Source organism: Rhodococcus sp. AQ5-07 (assembly GCF_009707305.1).
Lineage (GTDB): Bacteria > Actinomycetota > Actinomycetes > Mycobacteriales > Mycobacteriaceae > Rhodococcus_F > Rhodococcus_F erythropolis.
Window position 1 is genome coordinate 719,458 of sequence record NZ_CP046099.1, and the last position, 18,038, is coordinate 737,495.

At 62.7% G+C, this 18,038-nt stretch carries 17 protein-coding genes; 2 read left to right on the forward strand and 15 right to left on the reverse strand.

From position 1 onward, the window contains the following. Window positions 1–37: 37 nt before the first annotated feature. Complete coding sequence (gene lat / locus GJB56_RS03355; protein WP_070796163.1) at window positions 38–1,366, forward strand: L-lysine 6-transaminase; 1,329 nt, start codon at window positions 38–40, stop codon at window positions 1,364–1,366. Here lat and GJB56_RS03360 read toward each other — a convergent pair. The 6 genes from GJB56_RS03360 to uraD all read right to left on the reverse strand — a co-directional run bounded on the left by GJB56_RS03360 (window position 1,363) and on the right by uraD (window position 8,081). Next, a complete protein-coding gene (locus tag GJB56_RS03360; RefSeq protein WP_113683019.1) occupies window positions 1,363–4,074 on the reverse strand; it encodes a molybdopterin-dependent oxidoreductase in 2,712 nt (903 codons plus the stop codon). The genes lat and GJB56_RS03360 overlap by 4 nt on opposite strands. Beyond that, window positions 4,071–4,880 (reverse strand): FAD binding domain-containing protein, encoded by an 810-nt coding sequence (locus GJB56_RS03365; protein ID WP_060938629.1) that lies wholly within the window; start codon window positions 4,878–4,880, stop codon window positions 4,071–4,073. The genes GJB56_RS03360 and GJB56_RS03365 overlap by 4 nt, the downstream gene beginning before the upstream one ends. A gap of 7 nt (window positions 4,881–4,887) precedes the next feature. Continuing rightward, window positions 4,888–6,201, reverse strand: coding sequence for an 8-oxoguanine deaminase (locus tag GJB56_RS03370; RefSeq protein WP_230091204.1), 1,314 nt, complete (start codon window positions 6,199–6,201; stop codon window positions 4,888–4,890). A 53-nt stretch (window positions 6,202–6,254) separates the two neighbouring features. Beyond that, window positions 6,255–7,172, reverse strand: a complete 918-nt coding sequence (pucL, locus tag GJB56_RS03375) for a factor-independent urate hydroxylase (protein ID WP_195849612.1) — start codon at window positions 7,170–7,172, stop codon at window positions 6,255–6,257. 64 nt (window positions 7,173–7,236) lie between these two features. Further along, window positions 7,237–7,566, reverse strand: a complete 330-nt coding sequence (gene uraH / locus GJB56_RS03380) for a hydroxyisourate hydrolase (protein ID WP_113683017.1) — start codon at window positions 7,564–7,566, stop codon at window positions 7,237–7,239. After that, window positions 7,563–8,081 (reverse strand): 2-oxo-4-hydroxy-4-carboxy-5-ureidoimidazoline decarboxylase, encoded by a 519-nt coding sequence (gene uraD, locus GJB56_RS03385; protein ID WP_113683016.1) that lies wholly within the window; start codon window positions 8,079–8,081, stop codon window positions 7,563–7,565. Before uraD ends, uraH begins: the two co-directional genes overlap by 4 nt. Window positions 8,082–8,197: 116 nt before the next feature. Here uraD and GJB56_RS03390 point away from each other — a divergent pair, with 116 nt between their 5' ends. Then, a complete protein-coding gene (locus GJB56_RS03390) occupies window positions 8,198–8,998 on the forward strand; it encodes a tyrosine-protein phosphatase (protein WP_029255030.1) in 801 nt (266 codons plus the stop codon). On the opposite strand, the gene GJB56_RS03395 is transcribed toward GJB56_RS03390, so the two are convergent. The 9 genes from GJB56_RS03395 to GJB56_RS03435 all read right to left on the reverse strand — a co-directional run bounded on the left by GJB56_RS03395 (window position 8,999) and on the right by GJB56_RS03435 (window position 17,945). Continuing rightward, window positions 8,999–9,361, reverse strand: a complete 363-nt coding sequence (locus GJB56_RS03395) for a VanZ family protein (protein ID WP_113683015.1) — start codon at window positions 9,359–9,361, stop codon at window positions 8,999–9,001. Then, window positions 9,358–9,708, reverse strand: a complete 351-nt coding sequence (locus GJB56_RS03400; RefSeq protein WP_003940792.1) for a hypothetical protein — start codon at window positions 9,706–9,708, stop codon at window positions 9,358–9,360. The genes GJB56_RS03395 and GJB56_RS03400 overlap by 4 nt, the downstream gene beginning before the upstream one ends. Continuing rightward, window positions 9,708–10,133, reverse strand: a complete 426-nt coding sequence (locus GJB56_RS03405) for a DUF1707 SHOCT-like domain-containing protein (RefSeq protein ID WP_020907074.1) — start codon at window positions 10,131–10,133, stop codon at window positions 9,708–9,710. Before GJB56_RS03405 ends, GJB56_RS03400 begins: the two co-directional genes overlap by 1 nt. Window positions 10,134–10,209: 76 nt before the next feature. Further along, complete coding sequence (locus GJB56_RS03410; protein ID WP_019747743.1) at window positions 10,210–12,006, reverse strand: acetyl/propionyl/methylcrotonyl-CoA carboxylase subunit alpha; 1,797 nt, start codon at window positions 12,004–12,006, stop codon at window positions 10,210–10,212. Between the two features lie 138 nt (window positions 12,007–12,144). Beyond that, window positions 12,145–13,545, reverse strand: coding sequence for a condensation domain-containing protein (locus tag GJB56_RS03415; RefSeq protein ID WP_113683014.1), 1,401 nt, complete (start codon window positions 13,543–13,545; stop codon window positions 12,145–12,147). Window positions 13,546–13,551: 6 nt separating this feature from the next. Further along, window positions 13,552–13,968: a SufE family protein gene (locus tag GJB56_RS03420; protein ID WP_019747745.1), complete on the reverse strand. Its 417-nt coding sequence runs from the start codon at window positions 13,966–13,968 to the stop codon at window positions 13,552–13,554. Continuing rightward, window positions 13,965–14,870, reverse strand: a complete 906-nt coding sequence (locus GJB56_RS03425; protein WP_019747746.1) for a sulfurtransferase — start codon at window positions 14,868–14,870, stop codon at window positions 13,965–13,967. Before GJB56_RS03425 ends, GJB56_RS03420 begins: the two co-directional genes overlap by 4 nt. Window positions 14,871–14,988: 118 nt before the next feature. Then, window positions 14,989–16,452: a condensation domain-containing protein gene (locus tag GJB56_RS03430; protein WP_060938607.1), complete on the reverse strand. Its 1,464-nt coding sequence runs from the start codon at window positions 16,450–16,452 to the stop codon at window positions 14,989–14,991. Then, window positions 16,452–17,945: a condensation domain-containing protein gene (locus GJB56_RS03435; RefSeq protein WP_113683013.1), complete on the reverse strand. Its 1,494-nt coding sequence runs from the start codon at window positions 17,943–17,945 to the stop codon at window positions 16,452–16,454. Before GJB56_RS03435 ends, GJB56_RS03430 begins: the two co-directional genes overlap by 1 nt. Window positions 17,946–18,038 lie beyond the last annotated feature (93 nt).

Consider the following 18,038-nt stretch of genomic DNA (forward strand, 5'->3'; position numbering starts at 1 on the left):
ATCGACACTTTCGTAAAATTGACATAATCTTCGCAGTATGAGTACTGCGATGCGAGACTTCGGTGACAGTGCGCTCTTTCCGGTCTACGAGGTGCTGAAGGCCAGCATTCTCGTCGACGGATTCGATCTGATTCTCGATGTGCAAAGGTCGCAAGGTTCGTATCTCCGCGACCTGCGAGACGGCACCGAGTTTCTGGACATGTTCGGTTTCTTCGGCTCTTCCGCCCTGGGGATGAATCACCCGGCGATCGCCGACGACGAGGAATTCCAGCAGGAATTGGCCGTTGTCGCTTCCAACAAGCCGAGTAATTCCGACATCTACACCGAGCCTATGGCGCGCTTCGTTGCGGCTTTCGCTCGGGTCCTGGGGGATTCGGCGCTCCCACACTTGTTCTTCGTGGACGGCGGGGCACTTGCGGTGGAAAATGCGCTCAAGGTTGCCTTCGACTGGAAGAGTCGGTTGAACGAAAGCCGTGGATTGTCAAGCGATCTGGGGACGAAGGTCCTGCATTTGACCGAGGCCTTCCACGGTCGGAGCGGATACACGATGTCGCTCACCAATACCGAACCGGGCAAGGTCGCGAGATTCCCCAAGTTCGACTGGCCACGGATCGACTCGCCGTATCTCGCAGACGGTCGCGATGTCGAAGCTGCGGAGAGGAAAGCTCTCGACCAAGCGCGCCGAGCGTTTTCCGACAACCCCGACGATATAGCCTGTTTCATCGCCGAGCCGATCCAAGGCGAAGGCGGTGACCATCACCTCAGGCCGGAATTCCTGCAGGCGATGCAAGAGCTGTGTCGTGAGAATGACGCCCTCTTCATTCTCGACGAGGTGCAAACGGGATGCGGAATCACCGGAACCGCTTGGGCCTATCAGCAATTGGGATTGCATCCGGATGTGGTTGCCTTCGGTAAGAAAACGCAGGTCTGCGGCATCATGGCCGGCGGTCGAGTGGATGAAGTGCGCGACAATGTGTTTCACGTCAGTTCCCGGATCAATTCGACGTGGGGTGGCAACCTCACCGACATGGTGCGCGCCCGGCGGATACTCGAAGTCATCGAGCAGGACCGGCTGATCGACCGCGCGCGATTCACGGGTGCGCATCTCCTTGCCCGGTTGACCGAAGTCTGCGGGCGCTACGCGGCGGCGACCGAGCCGCGCGGTCGTGGTCTGATGTGCGCGATTACGTTGGCGGACAGTGACCTTCGTGATCGCGTCGTCCAGCGACTGCGAGAAGACGAGCAAGTGATGATACTGCCAACCGGGAAGAGAGGAATCAGATTCCGTCCCGCGCTGACGGTGACCACCGGTGAGTTGGACGACGCGGTCGACGCAGTCGAGCGAGTGCTCGAGCGCGAAGTCTAGGCTCTGGCCTGGAGTTCGCTCCACACTCGATCCGGTGTCATCGGTGTGGAGTACATACGCACTCCACACGCGTTGGCTATCGCGTTTGCCAACGCCGGTGCTACCGGATTGAAGGGGGCCTCACTCATCGATTTTGCGCCGAAAGGCCCGAGTTTGTCGTACGTGTCGGCAAACAGTACTTCGGTGATCGGCAAATCTCCGATCTGTGGAACGTGGTAATTGCGTAGCTGAGGATTGATCACTCGACCTTCTTCGATGACGATTTCCTCCGACAGTGCAGCGCCGAGGGCCTGTCCGACACCGCCTTCCACCTGCCCTCGCAGTTGTGCCGGGTTCATGACGGTGCCGGCATCGGCGGCCTGAACCGACTGCAGGATCTTCACCCGGCCGGTATCCGTGTCGACGGCAACGCGAAAACCGTGAACGTTGAACGAGACCGAGCGCGGTGTTCCGTCGTGGCGACCGTCAGCGGCGAGCGGGCCACCTTCGAGTAGCGTCGCGAAATCGAGGCAACCGTGGGACGTTTCGACCCCGTCCGGCGAAAGATCGTCGATCTGCGCGCCGCGGCCACTCAATCGCACTGCACGGGTCAGTATCCGCTCGCGAAGGCGCTCGCAGGCGATCAGGAGCGCCTTGCCGGCGACCACCGTTCCCGTCGACCCGAATGCTCCGGTGTCGTATCCGCCTGCATCGGTGTCGGATTGAACAATCGTGATGCGATCGACTGTCGTCCGCAATTCGGTGGCCGCGATCTGTTGGTGAATCGTGGTGGTTCCGTTGCCGAACTCAGCGGTCCCGATGTTCACGACGTACCGACCGTCTGCCTCGAGTGCGACGGTGGTGTCGGAGAAGTGACCACGCGGCGGGATCGTCGCGATCATGGCAATTGCCATGCCCCGGCCGATCTGCCAACGCGACCCTGCCGGTGCAGCCTCGCCGCGTCCGCTCGACAGTGCACTGTCGACGAGGTCGATGCACTGGTCCAGTCCGTAGCTGCCGAATTCGAGATCACCGTCCTCGACGTGCCAGTCGACAAAATCGTCTCCGGGTACGACGACGTTTCGCCGCCGAAACTCGAAGGGGTCCATGCCGAGACGATCAGCGAGCTGATCCATGGCCGCCTCGACGGCGAAGATGATCTGGCCGAGCCCGTAACCACGGAAGGCGCCGGACGGAACGTTGTTCGTGTAGACCGCTTCGGCGTCGACGCGTTTGGTTGCAGCGCGATAGACCGCCATGGATTCGGCGCAACCGTGGAACATGACTCCGATCGAATGGTTCCCGTACGCCCCGGCGTCGGAAAGGACGTCGATGGCCAGTGCAGTGAGAGTTCCGTCGGCATCGGCGCCGGCGCGAACCGAAACTCGCATCGGGTGCCGTGACGGTGCGATGGTGAACTGATCGCTGCGGCTGAACTCGTAAGCAACGGGCCTACCCGTTCGCAGGACGGCGAGTGCGACCAGATCTTCGGTGAGTAGTTCCTGCTTCCCGCCGAAGCCTCCACCGACCCGCTTGGCGAACACCCGGATTCGGCTGCGATCGAGATCGAAGATGTGCGCCAATTCGTCCCGAACCAGAAACGGCACCTGTGTGCTGCTTCTGATGACGAGACGGCCGTCCTCGTCGAGCCACCCCACTGCGCCGTGAGTTTCCAAGGCCACGTGCTGGACTCGCGCAGTTTTCCACGTACCTTCGACGACTGCAGTGGCATCCGCAAGCGCACGGTCCAGATCGCCGACACCATCGTGAAGCGCGGCAACCACGTTGCGAGGGACTTCTGCGATCCGCGAGCTCTCGTCTTTGTCGCCGTGCAGAAGCGGAGCGCCGGGGGAACGCGCCAGATCTGGTTCGAATACCGCGTCGAGTACCTCGTAGTCGACTTCGATCAGCGAGAGTGCACGTTCCGCCTGCGTCGGGGTTTCGGCGATGACCGCGGCGACTCGCTGGCCGCGGAAACGGACGGTCCTGTCGAACACCCGCGTGTCGTCCGGATCGTCGTTGCGGTCCTCGTGCCGGGCGGTCGAGAACAGCACGTCCGGACTGTCCTGAAAGGTGAGGACCGCGGCGACGCCCGGCGCCGCTTCCGCTGCTGCCGTGTCTATCCGGGTTATGTGTGCGTGTGCGTGCGGACTGCCGAGTACTGCGACGTGAAGCAGGCCGATCGGCTTCTCACCCGGGGAGAAGTCCATGGTGTACTGCTCGGTCCCCGTGACGATGCGTGCGGACGCCGGGGCTGCGATGGAACGCCCTTGTGCCCCGCCTGTTTTGGCGGTCTCGGTATTGGATGTACCCGCGAGGGCGTCACGAATGGACCGATAACCGGTGCAACGGCACAGGTTACCTTTCATCGAGCACGCGAGATCGGATTTTTGTTCGACCGACAGCGCTGATGCGGTGACTACCATTCCCGCTGTACAGAAACCACATTGGAATCCACCGGCGTCCACGAATGCCTGTTGAATGGGGTGAAGTTTCTCCGGTGTTCCGAGGCCGGCGGCGGTGACGACGTCGCGGCCGCCGAGGCGGTGGGCGGGAAATATGCACGAATGGGTGGGGTGTCCGTCGACCAGAACCGAGCAGGCGCCGCAGTCTCCGGCATCGCACCCCTTCTTGACGGAGTTCGCTCCGTGCTCGCGGAGGAAGGTTCGCAGGCACTGTCCGGGGCGGGGCTGGTCGTCGCGGGGAACTCCGTCCACCGAGTACTTCATTCCAGTTCACCTCGGATTTCTTCGGCGAGAAGGTCAGTCATCGCCTTCCGCCACGGCGCAGTTCCATGGACATCGGTGAAGTAAGCGTCTTCCGGAATCCTGCTGTGCAACGCATCCGCAAGTGCAGCGGCGTCGGGGAGTTCGTCGAATTTCAGAGCGTACGGACGGCGGGTCGCGGCGGTGATCGCCAGTGTGAAACCGTCGGCACCGCAGCGTCCGGCAACGGCTACGGCCGATCGCCCGAGTGACGTCTGTGCCAGTTTTCGCATCGCGGTACGTGCGGTCAGTGCATGCACGGGAATCCGGATACTGCGGATGATCTCGCCGGGGCCGAGCACGTTGCGAGAATCGTCGATGACGAAATCGACTACGGGGACTGAGTATTCGGTACCGTCCGGACGCCAGATCGTCAGTTCGGCATCGAGAGCGGTGCACAGAGTCGTCATCGCTCCGGCCGGGAAGGAGAGCGCGATGTTGCCGCCGACGGTCGCGTATCGCAACACCTTCCACGATGCGAGCAGTGCGTCAGCGCAGTGTTGGAACAGCGCTGCGGCGGACCATGAGGTGGGAAGACCGGCGCGGCACAGTTCCTCGATGGTGCAGGTGGCCGCGATTTCGAGACCGAGATCGCCGACCACGACAGCTTTCCAGTCGAAGCCCGCAAGGTCGACAAGAGTGGTCAGGTGCGGCTGCGGTTCCGAGTACAGCCAGGTGCCGCCGCCGATGAACCCGATACCGGGTGAGGCACAGGGGAGCTCGGAGCGGGTCCGCGGCACCAGAACTTCGTCGACGCTGTGCAGATCCATCGCTGCCTCAAGCCTTTCCGAGTAGGTCGCGGTGTGCGCGTGCGACATCCGAGGCCACGACGTCCTCGTCGACGGTGGTGACTCGTCCGTCGGCAACTACGATTTGCCCGTTGACGAGTAGTAACTTCAGCGGGGGCGTCGAGCCGAGTACGAGCGCCGCCACCGGATCGGTGATGCCGGCGTGCGCGACGGTGTCGAGTTTCCACACCGCCAGGTCGGCAAGTTTTCCGACCTCGATCGATCCGATTTCGCCCTCGCGGCCCAGAACTCGTGCGCCGCCGATCGTTCCCAATTCCAAGGCTTTTCGCACCGTCATCGTCTGCGGTCCGCCCTTGGCGCGAGCAAACAGAAGCGCATGACGAGACTCCTCGATCAGACTGCATGCTTCGTTGCTCGCCGCGCCGTCCACACCGAGCCCCACGGTGACCCCGCCCTTCACCAGATCGGCGGCACGGGCGATACCGGCCCCCAGTCGCGCATTGGAGGTCGGACAGTGTGCCGCGGCAGTTCCGGTTCGCGCCATCGTCTCGATACCGGCGTCGTCGAGATGGACTGCGTGTGCGTACCAGACGTCCGGACCCACCCAACCGACGCGTTCCATGTATTCGACCGGCGTGCAACCGAAAAGCTCTCGGCAGAAGCTTTCCTCGTCCAGGGTCTCGGCGAGATGCGTGTGCATTCGCACGCCGTTTTCGCGGGCCAGCGTCGCGGACTCTCGGAGCAGTGACTCCGTCACCGAGAAGGGTGAGCAGGGAGCTACCGCGATCTGCAGCATCGACCCCGCATTCGGATCGTGCCAGCGGTCGATCACCGACTGCGTGCCGGTCAGGATGTCGTCGAGTTTTTCCACGACGTGATCCGGTGGCAGGCCGCCGGAACTCTGACCGAGGTCCATCGACCCACGACACGGGTGGAATCGAAGGCCAACCTGCGCAGCGGCGGTGATCTCGGCTTCGAAAACGTCGCCGGCGTCGCGGGGAACGACGTAGTGGTGGTCGGTGGTGGTCGTACATCCGGTTTTTGCCAACCAGGTGAGTCCGCCGGTGGCCGCCACGTGAACGGCGTCGGCGTCGATACCCGCCCAGACGGGGTACAGCGTGGTCAGCCACTCGAAGAGCGTCGAGTCTGCTGCCAGGCCACGGGTGATCCATTGGTAGAGATGATGATGTGTGTTCACCAGACCGGGCGTGATCAGGCAACCGTTGCCGTCGATCACGTGCGCATTGGGGTACACGGGAGCCTTTCCGGCCCCCACGTCGACAATCTTGTTGCCCGAGATCACGACGTAGCCGTCGGGGTGCTCGGAAAGCTCGCTGTCCATCGTGACCACATGGGCATTGGCGACGACGAGAGTGGTCCCGAGGGCCGGGTCGGTCACGACAACCAGCCTGAATAGGGTGTCCACGACGGCCCCGCGTCTGGTGCGTCGGATCGGCTGACCGCAGCTTGGATCAGCCCGTACGGACGATCGGCGGCGTGGAACACCTCGTTGTCGTTCTCGACTCCGAAGAGGCCGAGTGCATATTCGAAATGATGCTTGTTGGGTGCCGACAGTCGAACCTCGGCAATGATCGGAAACTCTTCGAGAATTGCCTTGCCGATGTGGAAGAGCGTCTGCTGCAAGGCAAGTGAATGCACCTGCGCGAACTGTTTGACGATTTGTGCCTTGATACCCACGTAGACCGATTCCCAGTCGACGTCGGTGGTGACGAATCGCCACTGGGCGACCAACGTCGTCGCCATGACGCGGTCGTCTGTCGGCTCGAGGATCGTGTACGGATCTTCGAGGAAACCCGAGAACTCACTTCCGGTCGATTTGAGGATCACCAGGTCCTTCAAACCGCCGATCACCCACGTCCCGGCATCGGCTGTCCCAGTATCGGAGATCGTGATCGACGCCGTCCGAACTTCCTGACCCTTCCGAATCCAGGTGTAGTCGTGCTCGCTGCCGTCGACAATCGCACGCTCCCAAGCGTATTCCTCGATCTCGATCCGCGCGCCACTGACCGGTTCGATGTCGTCGACGAAATGACGGGCGAGTTCGAGTCCGTACGTCTCGATCGAGATCAGACCCTTTTCCTTGGCGTAGGAATAGGCCGTTTGTTTCTGCGTGTCGGTCGGCAGAACCTTCGACTGATCGCCGGTGAGGTACGCGTCGGCGAAATCTCCACGCAGGCAGGTGGAGACGTTGATGTCGTGGATCTCGTGACGAGGAGTGTCGCGGTAGATTCGGACTACCCTGTTCTCAGCTTTGCCGTACTGGTGACCGGTAAGTTCGATGGATCCGCTCAACCGGTCGGTGCTTGTAACACCGGTCGTGATGTTGCCGGTTGTGATGTTTTCGGTAGTCACGTGTTCAGCTCCCGCGATAGGTGGAATAAGCAAAGGGCGACAGCAACAGTGGGACGTGATAGCCCCGCGTCGTGTCGTCCACCCGGAAGGTCACTGTCACTTCCGGGTAGAAGTTCTCTTGTCCGTTGGTCTCGAAATACGTTCCCGTGTCGAAAGTCAGGGTGTAGTGACCGGTGACCAGACCACCGGGAGCAAGTTCGGGGATGCGGCCGTCGGAGTCGGTCTCGGCACTGGTGATCGTGACGCCGTCTCGATCACGAAGTTCGACGCGAATCCCCGCCGCGGGAATGCCCGTCGTCGCGTCGAGAACGTGCGTGCTCAGGGTCTTGCTCATGCTGCGCCTCCGGCGAGTGAATCGATCAGACGGGCAAGCCTGATTCGATTGATGGCGGCCAATTCGGTTCGAAGCACGGAACGCTCGGTCGCCGGGTCGTTTCGGAGACGGCCTCGAAGGATGTCGAGGAGCTCCGTTCCAGATTTCCCCGACGCGCAGACCAGGTAAACATGGCCGAATGTCTCTTCGTACTCGGCGTTCTTCTGTCGAAGTTCCGCGAGGACGTCTTCTGTCGCGGACGAGACTTCCGACTGTTCACGGGTCGAGGCCGCGCTTTCGCTTCGCTCACCGATTCGTGGGTGGCCGGACAGAGCGTCGTCGATCTCGGACTCGGGAAGCTCGGCCAGCACCGCATCTGCTTTGTCGAACAGAGCTTCCAGATCGGTGAACGGGCGAGACGCGGCGATTTCCTGTGCCCACACGGCGGAATGGCAACACTCGAGCAGCGCCGCGACTGCCTGGTGGTCACCGAGCGCATCGAAGGCTCCGAGACCACTGGAATTCGTTGTAGGCATGTCCACAGGATTACTTGAGCATGTTACGGATCTGTAGCGCAGCAATTACGGGAGATGATGTGTCTCGATCTTATTTCTCCGGCCGCCCTTTTCCGGTGACAGATACATTCTTAGGTATGACCGATACTCCGAAGCTGTCTTCCGTCGTACCGTCCCTGGCGAACCTCCGAGACATCGGTGGACCCGAATCGAGCTTCGGTGGCACCGTCCGCACCGGGAGTGTGTTTCGTTCCACCGATCTGGCATCGCTCAGTGCGGAGGGCGCACAGACCCTCGCCGATCTGGGCATCGTCACGATCTACGACCTGCGCACCGAGTCCGAACGCGAGACGGCGCCGGATCTGACGCCGGACGGAATACGAGAACTCGGCCTGGACGTATTGGCGGACAAGCAGTATCGCGCCATTCCGGCTCAGATGCAGCAGATGATCGCCGACCCGGCGTTTGCTGCCGAAGCGTTGGGCGGCGGCCAGGCGCTCGAGTACTTTCAGGGAAGTTACCGCGATTTCGTGACCTTGCCGAGTGCGGTCGCGTCGTACCGGCAACTGTTCGTCGACTTGGCGCAGCCGCCCAGCTCGCCGGCACTCATTCACTGCACCACGGGCAAGGACCGCACGGGCTGGGCCGCAGCCGCGCTACTGCTGTTCCTGGGTGCCTCCGAGGACGCGGTCTTCGCGGACTACCTCGAAACCAACAAGGTTCTGTTGCCGATGTTCGCGCCGCTCCTCGAGCGATTCGAGGCCAAGGGTATCGATCCGACCCTGCTCGAAGGTGTCCTCGGTGTCAGGCGCGAGTACCTGGAGGCGTCGATGGCAGAGCTCGCGCAGGTCCACGGATCGATCGAGGCCTACTTCACCGACGGCCTGAAGATCGACGCGTCGACCCAGGAACAATTGCGGAGCAACCTGCTCAGCTGATCAGGACCTGCTCGGCTCGTCGTCGCGGGCCCTTCGACGCCGCATCACGAGGCTGACGATACCGATCCCGATGGCGATGCCGAGCAGGTCGGCGGTGCCGTCCCAGATCGAACCGGAACGCGAAATGGGCAGCGCTGCTTGAAGAACCTCGGAAGTCGCAGCAAAAATCACGAGCCACACCGCGGTGATCCACGCCGGGATCCGGGCGTGCAACGAGGTGATCGCCAGCACCGCGAACATCAACGTGTGAGTGATCTTGTCGGTGTTCTCCGGGCTCGACGGGACGGTGGAGCCCGGGGAGAAGAGCATGATCAGGGCAATGACCACGGCGATCGCCAGCGGCCAGTATCGGTTGTTCTTCAATTCGTCTGCCCCTCGACGACGACGAGTCCGAGTGCACCTTCGGCGAACCTGGTGACGGCGTCGGCGGCTGTCGTGAGCGCCTCGGTGTGCCCGTCGCGGGCCCAGCCGGTCAGCAGGGCGGTGGAGTCGAGAGGCGTCAGAACGACCTCGGCGAGAAGCTCACCGGTGTTGGGCTGGCACACGGCCCAGGAGTAGACGCTGTTTTCGTGCCACTGAGCGCTCCGCTGACTCACGTAATCGGGGTCGGTGATACCGCCGTCGGCAAGGGCAGGGCGGTCGTCCACACGCTCGTCTGCGCGCAGTGCTCGCAGATACCATCCGCCTGCGTTGATCTCGATCGGCTCCATCAGTCGGAGTCCCGCTCGCGGCGACGCTTGGCTTTGCGTTCCCTGTCGGTACCGAACAGCAGTGCGCCGGCGAGGGGAATCGCGAGGAACCACAACCAGGTACCGGTGACGAAGAACAGGATCACCGCGAGAATCGGGATGACGGCCATGACGCGTCCGGACCAGTCGGGGTTGAATCGTCGCTCCGCCGGTGCGGCGGGAGGTGTCACCATCGACAGGGGAGCGGTGCCTGGAGCTTGATAGTTGCCCGGTAGATCGGCGAACACCGGAACGAGTTCACTGCGAGTTGTTGCGGCACTGACGATTCCGCTTCTCTCGTCGAACTCTGTGACGGTGAGGCGGCCTGCGGCGAAGTGCTCGCTCAGGAGATCGAGTGCCTGCTCGCGTTCTGCAGTGCCGATGCGAATGTCGGGGACGTCAGCCATCGTTACAGCCTACTCAAACGACTGTGCGCCTTTCCGGTAGTGGGGACTACCGGAAAGGCGCACGGGGCCGGAGGCCTTACTTCAGTTCTGCGAGAACCGTTCCCTGCGTGATTGCTGCACCCGGCTCGACGGACAGTCCGGTGACGACACCGGCCTTGTGCGCGTTGACGGGGTTTTCCATCTTCATGGCTTCGAGAACCGCGATCAGGTCGCCTTCTGCGACTTCCTGGCCTTCGGTCACTGCGACCTTGACGACGGTGCCCTGCATCGGAGCGGTGACGGCGTCACCGGATGCTGCGCCGCCGCCGGCGCCGCCGCGCTTGCGTGCCTTCGGCTTCTTGCGGATGGCACCGGATGCTGCGCCGCCGCCGTTGCCGAGCGAGAACTGGCCCGGGAGGGAAACCTCGACGCGACGTCCACCGACCTCGACGACGACGTTCTGACGCGGCAGAGCCTCGTCCTCGTCGTCGACCGGTGCACCGGAACCGGCGTACGGCTCGATGGTGTTTTCCCAGTCGGTTTCGATCCACTTGGTGTAGATGTCGAACTTCTCGCCGTCACCGACGAATGCCGGGTTCTCGACGATGTGGCGGTGGAACGGGAGGACGGTCGCGAGGCCGTCGATCTCGAACTCGGCCAGAGCACGCGATGCCCGCTGGAGGGCTTCTTCGCGGGTGGCGCCGGTGACGATGAGCTTGGCGAGCATGGAGTCGAACTGTCCGCCGATGACGTCGCCGGCGACGACACCGGAATCGACGCGGACGCCGGGGCCCGTGGGCTCACGGTAGACGGAGACCGGGCCGGGGGCGGGCATGAAGCCGCGGCCGGCGTCTTCACCGTTGATGCGGAACTCGAAGGAGTGTCCACGCGGGGTGGGATCTTCCTTGATGGAGAGTTCTTCGCCGTTGGCGATGAGGAACTGCTGACGCACCAGGTCGATGCCCGCGGTCTCTTCCGTGACGGGGTGCTCGACCTGCAGGCGGGTGTTGACCTCGAGGAAGGAGATGGTGTCGCCCTGAACCAGGTACTCGACCGTTCCGGCGCCGTAGTAGCCGGCTTCCTTGCAGATGGCCTTGGCGGACGCGTGGATGCGTGCGCGCTGGTCGTCCGTCAGGAACGGAGCCGGAGCCTCTTCGACGAGCTTCTGGAAGCGACGCTGCAGTGAGCAGTCGCGGGTACCGGCGACGACGACGTTGCCGTGCTGGTCGGCGATGACCTGAGCCTCGACGTGGCGGGCCTTGTCCAGGTACTGCTCGACGAAGCACTCGCCGCGACCGAAGGCTGCGATGGCCTCACGGGTGGCAGACTCGAACAGCTCGGGGATTTCCTCGATGGTCTGGGCGACCTTCATGCCGCGTCCACCGCCGCCGAAGGCAGCCTTGATCGCAACCGGTACGCCGTATTCCTTGGCGAATGCGACGACCTCGTCTGCGCCCTTGACGGGGTCCTTGGTGCCGGCAGCCATCGGAGCCTTCGCGCGTTCTGCGATGTGGCGAGCGGTGACCTTGTCGCCGAGGTCGCGGATGGACTGCGGTGACGGACCGATCCAGATGAGGTTCGCGTCGATGACGGCCTGGGCGAAGTCGGCGTTCTCGGAGAGGAAGCCGTAGCCGGGGTGGATGGCGTCGGCGCCGGACTTCTTGGCGGCATCGAGGATCTTGTCGAACACGAGGTAGGACTCGGCGGACGTCTGTCCGCCGAGGGCAAATGCCTCGTCTGCGAGCTTCACGAACTGCGCTTCTGCGTCGGGCTCGGCGTAAACGGCAACGCTGCCGTAGCCGGCATCCTTGGCCGCCCGGATGACCCGTACCGCGATTTCACCGCGGTTCGCGACAAGCACCTTCGTAATGTGCGCGCTGGCATGACTGGGCACTGAGCCTCCTGTGGTTCGCATAGTCTGTCTCCGCGGTGTATTCCTCTGGGATTTCACCATCGGGGGATTGGCATCACTTCGGAGTGTATGCATCGCTTCGGCGCTGGCTGTAACCGGATCGCTAAAGCCCACTCCGGCTTAGGAAACGGTTTCGAAAACTACCGATGAGTAGCTGCCGGAGGTGCCGGTGTCCGGTTCGGCGACGATTTCTTCGACGGTCCGGCGCAGTGTGGCCACGTAGGCGTGAACCGCGGCGTTCGCCGTCTCGTTGCCTGGATACCTGACTGCGAGATTGAGGCCTTGGGGTGTGCGGTTGATCCAGATGTAGACGTCGTGCGTGTATGCCTTGCTTCGAAGTGCTCTGGCGTTCCATTCGGGCCACTGTGCGGCCTCGGGTACAAAGCGAACGTCCATGTAGGACACCACGAATCGCGGTCGAATCGGGGTTTCGAGGTGCTCACCGATCCGATCGAACGGGACCGCGGCGGCAGGCTTGACCGAAGCGATCGATTCGGCGGCGCGTGTCGCGAGGTCGACGAACGAACAGTCCGATCCAACGGCGAACTCGACCGGGCACAGTCCGACGAACCAGCCGAGCGCACCCGCCCACTCCTGAGCGCTGCGGGTGTGAACCGGCGTCACGACCTCGAATTGATCGGATCCCGCGACTTCGCGACCTACGGCCGCAAGTCCGCCGAGTAGTCCGGCGAAATAACCCACGCCGGCTGCTGCACACGTCGAACTGAAGGCCTTGGACTGCTCGGCGTCGAGTAGCCAGGTCGACAGGCCGTTCTGAGAATCGGTTCCGCGTTCACCGATCGGTAGCGGGAACTGGGGTAACCCGTCCGTTCCGAGAGCCTTACGCCAGATCTCCACCGCAGCCTTCTCGGCTTCCATGTCGGCCATCTGCTCGCGTTCGACGGCACCGAAATCGACGTAGCTGCCCACCGGGAACAGATTTGCAGCGCTGCCGGTCGAGGCCTCGCGGTACAGCGCTGCGATCTCGTGAGCGACCAGCACGATCGAGAAACCGTCGATGATCGAGTGGTCCGCCGCGAAGAACACGGTGAACGGACCGTCGCCACCGCGGGGCGTCAACGTCGCGAAGACGTACGACGGCCAACTGTGCGGGGACGCGTAATCGTCGAACAGGCGGTGAAGGTGGTCGAAGTTGTCCTGGCTGGACGCATCGTAGCCGTGGCTGACGACCCCGATGTCGATTCCGCCGATCGGGACGGTGTGCCGGGTGATCTCGCCACTCGAGGGCTCGAGGACGGTATGCGAGCGCAGAACTTCATGACGGTCGATCCAGCGGCCGAGGGCGACTCGGAACGCATCGACGTCGAGCGGGCCGGAAATCTCGAAAGCTGTTCCCAGCCAAGACTTGTCGCCCGCACCTGCAGCGGAACGGTTGAGATGTGCCTCGTGAATGTAGGAGACGGGCCGCGGATCCGGAACCCATGGCCCGGTTGCGCACGGCAACCATTCGACGAGTGCGCCGGCCGGAATCGCATAGTCGGCCAGTTCGGTGAACTCCATGTTTTTTCAGCCCCGCAAGTGCCGCTTGATGCGCGCGAGCATGGCCGACATTCCGCGCAGACGGAGCGGGCTCACAGCTTCTGCGAGACCGAGCGCCGAATAGAAGTCGTCGGGTACACCGAGGATCTCGTCCGCGCTGTGACCGTCGAGCCCCTGCGCGAGGATCGATGCGAAACCACGCGTAGTGGGAGCCTCGGGGGGCGCGCTGAAGTACAGGCGGACGTTGTCGCGATCCGAATCGTCGACCGAGAGGAACAGCGGCGACTGACATTCGGGGACCGGCTCCATCGCGCTCTGCTCGAGCTCCGCCGGCAACGGCGGTAGCTCTCGGCTGAACTCGAGAAGAAGGGTGAGCTTGTCCGAGGCGCCGACGGCTGCGAAGTCGTCGACGATCTCGGCCAGAGCCGAAGGAAGAGTGCTCATGACGCCGATACGGAGGAAGGAACTGCGCCGGGCTCTTCGCCCTGGACGATCGGGACGCGCACTGCATTGCCCCACTCTGTCCAGGAACCGTCGTAGTTACGAACGTTCGGGTAGCCGAGAAGATGGGTCAACACGAACCAGGTGTGGCTGGAACGCTCACCGATGCGGCAGTACGCGACGATGTTGTCGTCGGCCGACAGACCGCCGTAGATCTCGCCGAGTTCGGTGCGGGTGCGGAAGCGGCTGTCCGGTGCCGCTGCCTTCGCCCACGGGATGCTGAGAGCGCTGGGAATGTGTCCACCGCGCAACGCACCCTCTTCGGGGTAGTCGGGCATGTGGGTGCGCTCGCCGGTGTACTCCTGCGGAGATCGCACGTCGATGAGCGGCCCGTCGCCCAAGTGTGCGAGTACGTCGTCCTTGAATGCGCGGATGGGAGCGTCGTTGCGCTTGACGACCGGGTAATCCGTTGACGTGATGTCGGGAACGTCGAATGCGGTGTCACGGTTCTCGGCGATCCACGCATCGCGGCCACCGTCGAGAAGACGGACGTCCTCGTGGCCGAACAGAGTGAAGACCCAGAGTGCGTAGGCGGCCCACCAGTTGCTCTTGTCGCCGTAGATGACGACGGTGTCGTCGCGGCTGATGCCCTTGCGGTTCATCAACTCTGCGAACTTCGCACCGTCGATGTAATCGCGGGTGACCGGATCGTTGAGGTCGAGATGCCAGTCGATCTTCACTGCGCCGGGAATGTGGCCGACGTCGTACAACAACACGTCTTCATCGGATTCGACGACCTTGAGGCCCGGCGTACCGAGATTCGCCGAGAGCCATTCCGTCGAGACCAACCGGTCGGGATGCGCGAACTCGGCAAACGCGGTTGAGGGATCGGGGGCAACGGGCACGGGCGTACTCCTGAAGACGAATCGTTCGGTTCGAACACGGACTTGATCGATTCTATGCGCTGCGCGCAAGGGGAGACGCCCGGAAGCAGGTTCTGCCTGCTCGTACCCGTTGCCGACACTAAATCCTCGGTGTTCCTGCCCCGACGCTCGAATCTCTCAATTGTTCGGTGACACTTCCGATCGGCGTCACGCCCCGGGCGCAGACTTCCCTCAGGATCCGGTCGAGATCGGTGAGGAAATTCACCATGGTTTCGTTTGCCGTGTCGGTGTCCGGGAAGCGCGAACGCAGCGAGAGACCACGGTTCGTTCGCGAAATCCAGAACTGGGCATCGTCGGCGACAGTCACATTGCTGATGTGATGAGCGTTGAGGAGATCATGATCGTCGGTGCCGGGTAGTTTGCGGTAATCGATGTACGACACCATGAAGACGTCGGTGCGCGTGCGTCGAATCTTGTCGCCCAAAGCATCTCGAACCTGGGCCATGGTGACGCCCTCGAGCGTCAACGCAACTCGGAACGACGCGTGCGTATGTGCAAGGGATGCACCGAAATCCGCGTCGGGAGTGATCTGGACCGTGATCGGCGCGCTCGTGGTGAGCCAGCCGATGGCGTCGGCCCAGCGTGGATCTTTGCGGATGTGCAGCGGGAATTGCAGTGGAAGCGTCGCCTGTCCGGTGAACGAGTGGACGGAAAGTCCCATCGCAGTGAGGATTCCGGTGAACACGCTACCGCCGGCGGATAGGCAGATCTCGTCGAACGTCGCGGTCAGTTCCTCGTCGAGCAGCACGCGCACATCGGCGCCCTGAGGCGCGGGCTTTCCTGCCTCGACGCCGAGATCCAAGGGGAAACTCGGCGATGTGCCACCACAAATCTCGTAGAACCTTGCCCACTCTCGGATTCGAGGGTCGTTGTCGACGGGAAGCAGAGCGTCGGCCTCCAGTTCGCAGTACCGCACGAAACTTCCCGGGTCACCCAGTCGGCTCATCACTGCGTCGACGGCCTCGTGGTCGGTCAGTTCGGGTATTGCGATCAGTCCCTCGTAGATCTGTCGCAGTTCCCCGAGAGCGATGACCAACGAGTAGCCGTCGACGAGGGTGTGATCGAAGGCGCTCAGGACCGTGTAGTGCTCTTCGCGTTCGACCGTGGCAAACGTGTAGGCGGGGAAGGTCAGTGGATCGCATACCGTCGTGAATCGCTTCTTGAGGTGCGCTCGGAGGACTTCGGTCGAATCGAACTTCACAGGTTCCGAAGTCTCGATGTGTGTGCCGTCGGGATCGAGTCCCATTCGGGTGGTGGTGAACTCGCCCACCTCGAATCCTGTGTGCAGAGTGTCATGGCGACTGATGAACAGGCGCAGCGCGAGATCGAGTGCGGGCCGATTCAGTTCTCCGGGAAGGTCGAATGCGGCTGCCATCCACACACTCCGGCCCATGCCGTGTGTTCGCGCAGTCTCGAGATGGAAATGTTGGTTGTACGACGGTGGTACTTCCGACTCGGTGACGGCGCCGTCCGCGGGCTGGAGCGACCATTCGGTGACGATTCCGGGCTCGAGTCCGTATCGATCGATCGAGGTGACATGCATCAGGACGCTCCCTCTGGTGCCGAGAACGAGTAGTCGCCCTGAGCTGCAACAGTTTTGATGATCTTGGAGACGTGCTCGGCGAAGCGGGTGGCCGATTCGTGGGCAATAGGGGTGTCAGGGTGGGACACGGCGATCCAGGTGCCGGTGTGCATCCGGTTGATCCACATCGACGCGATCTGCGTCTCTTTGCCGCCGACGATTCCCGTTGCCTTCGTCTCGGCGTAACTGTATGGATCCGGCATGCGGCGGCCGTCGATGTACGAGACGATCGGGGGTGGGGTGAGCGTCTTCGACAATCCGCCGGGTGCGGAATCCGACTCGGCCAAGCTCGACAGAACCAGATCGATGACTTGCTGCACAGAGACATCGAGGAGTGCCTTGCCGTCGTGGTACCCCTGCTGCCCGAGCTTTGCCAACTCGGTGAAGCGTCGCTTGTCGTCGACGTCGATGCCGACCGGGATCAGGTTGATGTACCAGCCCTGTGCAAACGAGTCGGCCTCGGTTCGTGTGCTGACCGGCGAGAGGGCGATGTACTTGTCGCGTCCGGCCAGTTCGAATTCCGCAATCGCGAGGGCGGTGAATATTCCACCGATGAAGTTGGCGCCGTTGGCTTTACAGACCGCACCGAACCTTTCGCACTCATTGTCGTCGGCCAGGTCGAAGCGTGAACCGATAGCCGGTTTGGGCGCGTCTTCCGCCCCGAGCGGGAGCGGAAATCCGGGGAACGAGCCGCCGCTGCGCATGAGGTAACCGAGCCACTGGTGCACTTCGGGGGACTGCATAGTCAGTTCGGTTGTTCGCTCGCGTTCGACGCGACCGAACTGTGCGTAACTTCCCGCGGGGCCTAGTTCGGGATGTGACCCGGTCATTTCCGCGGCGTAGAGCTGACGCAATTCCGCGTACATCAGCACCATCGAGTTCATGTCCGAATGGGCGTGGTCGACTGCGTGGAACAGGGTGAAGCTCGGATCGGCTTCGAGGTCGGCATGGTGGTGCTCGACGGCGCCGAACACGAAGGCCGGCCACTGAAGGGCACTGGTTTCCGTTGCGAACTTGGTTGCGACGAGTGCGCGGATCGCCTCGGATTCGGAGACGTCGTCGCCGACGCGGTACTCGAGTTCGATGCTCTCGACCGGCACCACGTGTCGACGGACCTCGAACGCGGTGTCCGCAGCGTCGGTGGTTGCTTCGTCGAAGGAGAACCAGCTGTGCAGCGTGTCGTGGCGACGGACGTAGCGCTGCAGGGCTCGCGTCATGGCGTCGCGGTCGAGTGTTCCTGCGAAATCGAAGGCGATACCGATCCACGGAGACTGCGGATCGCCTTTCTCTGCGGTGACGCGGGCGCGTCGCAGGTGGCGATCCTGCATCGTGGTCGGGGGTAGTTCTCGGTCGATCTCGGCTTCGGCGGCTCGTTGAGCGGAAGCATGCGTGACGCCCCATTCGATTACCCGTCCAGGAAGCGGGTGCCAATGGGTGATCAAGTTCAGATCCATCGAGTAGAACTCCTGCGTGTGTCGTCGAGAAGCCTGCTCTGAAAATGGGCAGACGACGAACTATCCCATCTGGGGGACTGAATTGTCCGAAAT